This window comes from Neobacillus drentensis (genome assembly GCF_036966985.1).
GTDB classification, from domain to species: domain Bacteria; phylum Bacillota; class Bacilli; order Bacillales; family Cytobacillaceae; genus Neobacillus; species Neobacillus drentensis_E.
Genome location: NZ_JBALSN010000653.1, coordinates 1 through 1,676, shown reverse-complemented (window position 1 = coordinate 1,676; position 1,676 = coordinate 1). Strand labels below are relative to the sequence as shown.

Annotated in this window: 1 protein-coding gene and 1 pseudogene; both read left to right on the top strand. The window is 38.7% G+C overall.

What is annotated here, in order from left to right; translation table 11 throughout:
- Window positions 1-285: 285 nt before the first annotated feature.
- Window positions 286-1,209, top strand: a complete 924-nt coding sequence (locus V7659_RS29845; protein WP_335543651.1) for a DMT family transporter — start codon at window positions 286-288, stop codon at window positions 1,207-1,209.
- Window positions 1,210-1,212: 3 nt separating this feature from the next.
- Window positions 1,213-1,676 (top strand): annotated as a pseudogene (locus tag V7659_RS29840) (hypothetical protein); the annotation flags it as partial.

The window sequence follows — 1,676 nt, the reverse complement described above, 5'->3', positions numbered from 1 at the left end:
CACCAGCTTTTCAATCTGCTATTATATGATATTAGGGAATGAAGGAAATGATTGTACGATAATGAAACTTGAGATTTCTTAGCTTGTAATGTGGTTAAGTTTCTGTTTGTAATATTAAGGAAATGTAGTATATTTAAAAAATCAAATCTATAAAGCAGTCAGGCCCTTCTAAAAATTTAATTTGGTGGGTGGCGAAAAAACGGTATTAGAGTAGATAAAATCCAACTCTTTTAAGGGAAGAGTTGGATTTTTTTGGGATGTAAACAAAAAGGGGAGAATTGATAGATGAAAATGACAAAATTAATGGCAAATATATTGCTATTGATCACTTCAGTCTTTTGGGGTTCTGGGTTCGTGGTAACAAAAATAGCATTGGACGTAAATGTGTCTGCTGGTTTTATAAATTTTGTTCGAGGTTTTCTCTTTGTTGTGTGCGTGCTCCTGTTTTTTCATAAAAAAATATTTAAAATGACCTTCAAGGACTTTAAAGTAGGGGTAATTGCCGGACTCCTTAATTTTGGTGGATTTATTACACAAACGATTGGTGTAATGTATACCACTCCATCGAATAATGCTTTTATCTCTGCATCGTATGTGGTGATTATTCCTTTTATTGCTTGGATTTTTTATGGGAAAAAGTTTCAAGTAAAAAGTTTGATTGCCATCGCTGCTTGTATATTGGGAATGGCTATTATCTCAGGAATAACGAATGAAGAGATAAACTTGAATATTGGAGACGTATACACTCTTTTCTGTGCGTTTTTTTACGCAGGTTCTATTGCCTACCTTGGGTATAGTACTAGAACAACCGATTTTAGTATTGTTGCGTTTTTACTTGCTGCTGTACAAGCAATAGGTGGATTGTTGTTTTTCCTCTTAGTAGAGGAAGGGCATCTATCGGACGTTAATTGGTCTGTTGCCATCGTTCCATTGTTATACATGGGAATCGTATGTTCGTTTGTGGGCCAAACAGTACAGGTTTTAGCTCAAAAACATACATCAGCAACATCAGCTGGACTTATTATGATGCTTGAATCTGTATTTGGAAGCATTTTTTCTATAACTTTTGGTTTTGAACCATTTACCATGAAGTTAGTAATGGGAGGAACGATCATTTTGCTTTCAATTGTTCTCATGGAACTCGAATTTAAACAGTTCTTTTTCAAGAACAAGGAAACAGTTAAGAATAAGATATATTCAGGGAGGTAAAACATGAATTACATTTCACCGAAAGAAGCGGTGTTAAGGGTAAAAAGGTGGCCAAAAGATACCATAGCTGCAGGTCGTCGTCATACCGTTGGACTTAAATCGGACGGTACGGTGACGGCTGTGGGTGATAATAAATTTGGCCAATGTGATGTTAGCGGCTGGCGCGATATTGAGGCGGTCGCGGCTGGTAATGTTCATATGGCGACGAACACGGGTAATGCTCATACAATCGGTCTTAAATCTGACAGTACGGTGGCGGCTGTGGGTTTGAATAAGCATGACCAATGCGATGTAAACGACTGGCGCGATATTGTAGCAGTTGCGGCGGGTTGGTGTCGTACCATTGGGCTTAAATCCCATGGCACGGTGGTAGCAATGGGCCGAAATAATGAAGGGGAATGCAATGTAGGCGGCTGGTATGAAATTGTGGCGGTCGCGGCGGGTTATCTTCATACGATCGGTCTTAA